This is a genomic window from Priestia filamentosa, assembly GCF_900177535.1.
Classification (GTDB): domain Bacteria; phylum Bacillota; class Bacilli; order Bacillales; family Bacillaceae_H; genus Bacillus_I; species Bacillus_I filamentosa.
This window is the reverse complement of record NZ_FXAJ01000024.1, coordinates 1-5,413: the sequence shown is the minus strand read 5'-3', so window position 1 is coordinate 5,413 and position 5,413 is coordinate 1. Positions and strand designations below refer to the sequence as shown.

General features: G+C 39.9%; 5 protein-coding genes and 1 pseudogene. 4 read left to right on the top strand and 2 right to left on the bottom strand.

Features of this window, described 5'->3' with window-relative positions:
• Positions 1–675 precede the first annotated feature (675 nt).
• Positions 676–1,233 carry a peptidoglycan-binding domain-containing protein gene (locus tag B9N79_RS25645; RefSeq protein WP_082864795.1) on the top strand — a complete coding sequence of 186 codons (558 nt, stop codon included), beginning with the start codon at positions 676–678 and terminating at the stop codon, positions 1,231–1,233.
• A 176-nt stretch (positions 1,234–1,409) separates the two neighbouring features.
• The gene (locus B9N79_RS26840) at positions 1,410–1,535 is read left to right on the top strand and encodes a hypothetical protein (protein WP_019390908.1); all 126 of its coding nucleotides are present in this window, start codon (positions 1,410–1,412) and stop codon (positions 1,533–1,535) included.
• Positions 1,536–2,305: 770 nt separating this feature from the next.
• Here B9N79_RS26840 and B9N79_RS25635 read toward each other — a convergent pair.
• Complete coding sequence (locus B9N79_RS25635) at positions 2,306–3,043, bottom strand: SDR family oxidoreductase (protein ID WP_046218340.1); 738 nt, start codon at positions 3,041–3,043, stop codon at positions 2,306–2,308.
• A gap of 47 nt (positions 3,044–3,090) precedes the next feature.
• Positions 3,091–3,345, bottom strand: coding sequence for an Atu4866 domain-containing protein (locus tag B9N79_RS25630; RefSeq protein ID WP_046218349.1), 255 nt, complete (start codon positions 3,343–3,345; stop codon positions 3,091–3,093).
• Between the two features lie 216 nt (positions 3,346–3,561).
• Here B9N79_RS25630 and B9N79_RS25625 point away from each other — a divergent pair, with 216 nt between their 5' ends.
• Together B9N79_RS25625 and B9N79_RS25620 are read left to right on the top strand one after the other, a co-directional pair.
• Positions 3,562–4,485 (top strand): AraC family transcriptional regulator, encoded by a 924-nt coding sequence (locus tag B9N79_RS25625; protein ID WP_046218341.1) that lies wholly within the window; start codon positions 3,562–3,564, stop codon positions 4,483–4,485.
• Positions 4,486–4,499: 14 nt separating this feature from the next.
• Positions 4,500–4,829 (top strand): annotated as a pseudogene (locus tag B9N79_RS25620) (phosphohydrolase); the annotation flags it as partial.
• Between the last annotated feature and the right edge of the window lie 584 nt (positions 4,830–5,413).

Below are 5,413 nucleotides of genomic sequence, written 5' to 3'. Positions count from 1 at the left end.
TCATAATGCTACTGTGCCGCGTCCCGCATCTTGCCCGGAGTAAAGAACCCACCTAACCTCGTCGTATCTATAAGATGCGAAACTTGGTAAGCCCTTTGTCATCTGTATAAACAGTAGGGAGATCGTAAGATCAAACGATGTGACAGAGGGTAAAGGATACGAGAGAAAGCGAATGCCATTATCTCGAAAGAGAACAGGAATACAGGAAACTGTATAACTGGATGGATACTATCGTCCTTACGGACAAACTCATGATAGGCCCGAAAGGGAGCTGACTTCTCGTTGGTCTCTCGTAGGCACATAAGGTTGTGGCTATCTTTTGACGAAAGAAACGTACTGTTATGTATACCTCCATTTGGAGTGTCGGCGTACGTTTTACTTACCATTATGGTGTGTGACGAAGATACGACAACAAACGGACCTGCAATGGGAGGCTTGAGCCGTATAAGTTGAAAGCTCACGTACGGTTCTTAGGGGAGTTAGGAGCAGCGATGCCCCTCGCTTACCCGACTGAACTAACTTTAATATGATTTATATCTTATAGAAATATATTTAAAAAGAAGAGAACCTATTTACTTATTCTATCGTCTAATAGTTGTAAAGAGGGTAACTATTCCCTACATAAGCTTTTTAGGAATAATCATTAAAACTATGAAAACTGGAGGATGATTTATTATGAAGAAGAAATGGTTAGCTATTATTCCAACAATTATGCTGGTGTCTACACCTTTAACGATGGGATTATCAACAACAGTCGATGCAGCCCCTAAAGTGACTGCTCAGAATGTAGTCGCGAAAGCCGAAACGCGTCCTACTTTGCGTATGGGTTCTCGTTCTAATTATGTGAAAATGCTACAGCAAATCCTGACAGACGTGAAGTATCATACAGGGATTGATGGAATTTTCGGTTCAAATACTCGAGAAATGGTTAAAGAATTCCAGGCTGATCATAACTTGTCTGCAGACGGCATTGTCGGTCCAAAAACGTGGGCAGCATTAGATCAAAACAAAGTGGAGAGACAACAGTTTCCAGTCAATATGGCGATTACATTTGGGAAACAGAAATTAAGGCAAAACATTGTATTTAGTGGGGATGGCCGATTATTAAAAGATGCTAATAAGCAATCTTATTATCTCCTTAAAGGCGCAAATAAAGATTGGATCAATCAAGGTGGTACTGGTACCATTGGATGGTTCCATATTTATAAAGATGGTCGTGTGGTAGAAGCTTAACAAATAAACAGCATTTTATCCTAGTAAAATGCGAACCCACGATATATATAGATTTCATGGGTTCGTATTTTACTTCTTATAATCTAGGCTATTTGAATGCTATGTTACTAATTACTTTAATTATATTGGTAATCCCCTTTATTATTTACTTTAAAAGTACCAATAAGAAAGGGAAAATGCCATTTATCTTCGCACGCTTTATCTATTTAATTATTGCTAGTCCTGTTGTTTATGGAGTAATTGATTATAAGGTAGTTCAATATGAAGATGCAAATATTGGTTGGGTATCTCATTTTTTATAACATGGTTTCTTACAATCTGTGCATTAATTACTCTCCTCTTAATGAAGAAGAGAGTAATTAATGCGCAAAAGATGTGAGCTGAATTGATGGACACATCATACACATAATTAAAGCCTATGGTAATTATAGCTCAATAAGACATCTAATTAAATTTTCAATAATCGTGCGCGATTCTGCAATAAGAATCAGCGCTCGTTTTAGTTAAGGGGCATATTATTGAATAACATTCCTTTATGAATTGAAGAAATTAAATTACATCCTCTTGAGAATTTAAAAAGTGAAGAATACATACATATCATTTTTTATCAAAATAAAAAATAAGGATATAACGATCTTTTAAACGCTTATGCATTTAAAAGACTAAAAACGTTCCCCAAAAAAAGTTTTGGGATACAGAAAAACACCCTAAATGTTGTAATGTTTAGGGTGTAAATTTTCTTCATATATAACTTTTTATGCAAAGATATATGAACTTAGCTACAATAAGAGTGATTTTGCAGAAAATGCTACAGTGTGCTGCTACCTGAGTAAAAACGTTGTGGAGGAATACTATTTGGAAATGGTCAAGCTTTTTTATAATCGTCTCATACTTAGCTAAAACGAAGAATTTGATTTGGCCCTATCCTTTTTCAAATGGAGTTTTTGCATTTCCTAATAAATAAGGATTGAATAGCATTTTTAATTAAACTTTATTCCCAAACAATAGTTAGATTGTTTGGGAGACTGACTGCCTGATTCGTTATTCGGTTACACGAAGTTTATTGATAGCGTCAGGCAAGTTGGGCTATAGGCCGGATAACCAGCTCGTTCACGTCAACATCTTCTGGCTGCTCTATCGCATAAGCTATGGCACGAGCGATGGCGGAAGCCGGGAGAGCGTCGCGTCGGTATGATTTCATCAGTTCCCTAGCCTCGTCGTCTGAAATGCTCTCTGCGAGCTCGGACTCGGTCACACCGGGAGAAACGAGCGTTACCCGGATGCTGCCACCAACCTCCTGTCTTAAACCTTCCGTGATGGCGCGAACGGCGTATTTAGTGGCACAATATACGGCTGCCGTCGGTGTGACCTCGTAGGCACCGATGGAAGCCACATTAATCATGTGACCGGATCGCTGCTCTTTCATGACCGGTAGGCCTGCAGCAATGCCATGCAGAACTCCCCGGATATTGACGTCTATCATTCGGTTCCATTCGTCGACTTTCAAGGCTTCCAAGGGAGATAGAGGCATCACACCGGCATTGTTCACGACGACGTCCACACGACCGAACCGGCTCTGTGCCAAGTGAATGATCGTTTGCATCTGATCGATATTCGTAACGTCTAGCTGTTGATAAGCGACGGAACCTCCTTCTGCTTCAATGAGAGATGCCAGAGCTTCCAGTCTTTCTACCCGTCTAGCTCCAATGACGACATGGGCGCCTCGGCTAGCAAGAAGCTTCGCCGTCGCTTCGCCAATCCCACTGCTTGCACCTGTAATCACAACTACTTTTCCATTGATTTTAGACATTATACATTTCCCCTTTTGAATTGATTTGTAAAAATTGAAATTTAATTCTATTTCTCACGATAGAGAACCATGCCGGCGTGATAGAGCACCGAATCGCGGAAATCGCCGTCTGCCGTAAACCCTGTATCATCCACATATTCTATATGATCGCCTACGATGGTATATTGGCCTTGATAAGCGCTCTTCCGGTTCCCACGTGCTTCGTCGTACCGGCCGTTCGGCAACAACTCATGCCGGATGTAACCGTCTTTTGTTATCCACATTCCAACATAAGGATGCTTTTTTGCATTTTGAGTGTTCATTTTAGAATATTCTCCTTCCATTTGTGAATGCACAAGTGTATCTCCTGGTCATCGGTTCCACTGTTACGAACTTCTTACCTGTGCAACGCAATTTTTATATAATCATTATCTTATCAGGAGAAAGTTAGGCGGTAGCAGAATCATACGAGATGATTGCCTAATCCTCCAGAAAAAGGTAAAGTTAAGTTATTCGTGTGAAAGAAAGGGGACTAGAGGATGAGTGAATGGTTCGAAAAGCAAAGGAGAGAACTGCTACAGATTATAGAGAAATCCACACCAGAAGACGGGATACATGACACGCAAGTTCATGGTTTACGCTTTATTCGTGCTTCCCAGTTATCCGAGCCTGTTTATTCAGTCTATGAACCATCCCTCTGCATCGTAGCGCAGGGTTCCAAGGCGGTTATGTTGGGGCAAGAGGTGTACCAGTATAATCCAAGCAGCTATTTAACCGCCTCGATAGATTTGCCGATTACAGGACAAGTGATAGAAGCTTCGAGAGAAACACCGTATTTAAGTCTGCAGATTCTATTCGATATGAACCAGATTCTTGATGTCATTCAGTTATCTGGGAAGACCATACAAGCAAGAGGGGAAGTCAGTCGAGGATTGAAAGTAAGCAGGATGAAGGATATGCTCATGGATGCAGTGTTACGGCTTGTGAAACTGGTTGAAGCACCGGAGGATATCCCGTTGCTTGTACCTTCTACCATTCGAGAGGTTATTTATCGGATAATTCAAAACGAAAGCAACACGTCTTTGACACAATTTGCAGTCACCGGAAGCCATGCACAACGAATCGCAAAGGTCGTCGAGAAGCTTAACCGTGATTTTGCTCAGCCACTGCGTGTAGCCGAATTGGCAGCAGAGGCTCGAATGAGCTCTTCATCTTTGTACCATTATTTTAAAGAAGTCACTGGGATGAGTCCGATCCAGTTTCAAAAGCACCTTCGATTGCAAGAGGCACGCCGCCTGCTCTTTTCTAGATCAATCGATGCGGCGGAAGTTGCATTTCAAGTTGGATACGAGAGCCCATCGCACTTTAGTCGGGAGTATGCGAGGATGTTTGGATTGCCACCAGTCCAGGACGTTCACCGGTTACGTTGCTCCCTTATTGATGAGATGATGGAAAATTCTTAGTTATATAATTTCATTTGGTATGGGATGCTATTGCCTTGCATACGGCACCTGGCGTTGCAGAACATAAAGAGTCTGAAGTGGCTCTCCTCTTTTCAGGTGTTGGTTTAGATGTGATGGGAGATGGCTTTGAACAATTCCCTGACGACTTGCGTAAAGAAGTTATAAAAGCCTTCCCACGCAACCACTTCAAAAAGGAAATTATTCCAGCATTTTATGAGGGCTTTAAGCATAAGCCAGAAACTACTTTTGGCAATACGAAAAAAGATGTTATTAAACATTTTAGAACGGAATATGAAAATAAGAATTTCTGTCATTGTATTTTACATTCACCGTGGTCAGAATAAAAAATAAAAGCCGTTGAAGTTATGGTTTTCAATGGCTTTTTACGTACGATGATTAACATTATGGTAACTAGAAGTGTATACAATATAAAAACAAGAAAAACCTACTGACCATGTACAGTAAATTTTTCTTGTCACAAAATTAGATGTCTTGGGGGTGCTACATCACATCTTGAGTAGTTTGCTCAAGATATAATATTTTATAAATAAAATGATGTTTTTAGGATAAGGTAAAAAGAAAAAAGGAATGTTTGTGAAATGAAACGCTATAAACTTTATTTAATCGGAATGTTAATCGTTCCGTGGTTTTCTATGCCACTTATAGGAAAACGAACCTTCAAAAAATTTTTCCTATCCTCTTTAAGTATTAATCTTTTAGCATTAGGAGAAAGCTTTATAGCTCATAAAAAAAAGCTATTTTGGTTTTACAAACGACTTCACCCCAAGTTTTTAGGGGACATACCTCTTATATTTGGACCTTTTATAGTGGGCAGTCTATGGATTTTCAAATTCACATATGGCCATTTTTTTAGATATATGGTCACTAATATAACGGTTGATTCCTTTTTTGTATACATAGTGATGGA

Excerpts from the sequence above, each read along its gene's own strand:
- B9N79_RS25630 (WP_046218349.1), bottom strand. The coding sequence starts at position 3,345 with ATGAACACTCAAAATGCAAAAAAGCATCCTTATGTTGGAATGTGGATA.
- B9N79_RS25635 (WP_046218340.1), bottom strand. The coding sequence starts at position 3,043 with ATGTCTAAAATCAATGGAAAAGTAGTTGTGATTACAGGTGCAAGCAGT.
- B9N79_RS25625 (WP_046218341.1), top strand. The coding sequence starts at position 3,562 with ATGAGTGAATGGTTCGAAAAGCAAAGGAGAGAACTGCTACAGATTATA.
- B9N79_RS26840 (WP_019390908.1), top strand. The coding sequence starts at position 1,410 with ATGCCATTTATCTTCGCACGCTTTATCTATTTAATTATTGCTAGTCCT.
- B9N79_RS25645 (WP_082864795.1), top strand. The coding sequence starts at position 676 with ATGAAGAAGAAATGGTTAGCTATTATTCCAACAATTATGCTGGTGTCT.